Below are 708 nucleotides of genomic sequence, written 5' to 3' on the forward strand. Positions count from 1 at the left end.
TAGTTGGCAATCTTCAATCTATCGAGCCACTTCATTTATCTCCCCTCTTGCTCACTACAGGCACAATGATCAAATTAAATGGGTAAACAGCCATTTCCTTTTACCTGCCGAATAGCAAGGTGTGTGTGGATGTCTTTGACGTTTTCTAACCTTTGCAGCTTTCTCGTGAAGCTTTCGTATCCGGGAAGATCTTTACTTACCACTTCCAATAAATAATCGTAAGCGCCAGATACAACGTGACAAGAAATCACCTCATCCATATCGACGATTGCGGTTTCAAACTCATCGATTGACGACGCTTGGTGATTATTCAAACTCACTTCAACGAACACCGTCATCGCAATGCCTACTGCGCCACGTGAGATCATTGCTCGATATCCGCTGATAACCCCTTCTTGTTCAAGACGTTTTAAGCGCCTCGCACATGGTGAAGCAGAGAGCCCTACTTGGTCAGCGAGCTCCGCTGTCGTTAATGTGGCGTCTTTCTGTATGAGATGAAGTAACTGCCTATCAATTTTGTCCATGCCAACTCCCTTTGCCAAAAATCACTAGATTTAATTAATTAAACGCAGTTTAACACCAATACTAAAACAAAGTACGTCACATTTTGCCAACATGATGCGTCAGTTTCGTTCAATAATTACAGCGAACTTTACACATGGACGCGACAACGATGATTTTGGGATACGCTGCAATTTTAGTGACCGT

At 42.9% G+C, this 708-nt stretch carries 1 protein-coding gene; it reads right to left on the reverse strand.

Annotated features, from left to right (window positions below; genetic code table 11):
- Window positions 1-74: 74 nt before the first annotated feature.
- Entirely contained in the window at window positions 75-524 is a 450-nt protein-coding gene (locus R8O11_RS27685; RefSeq protein WP_005485150.1) for an Lrp/AsnC family transcriptional regulator, read from the reverse strand.
- Window positions 525-708 lie beyond the last annotated feature (184 nt).

This window comes from Vibrio sp. 1288 (genome assembly GCF_033344475.1).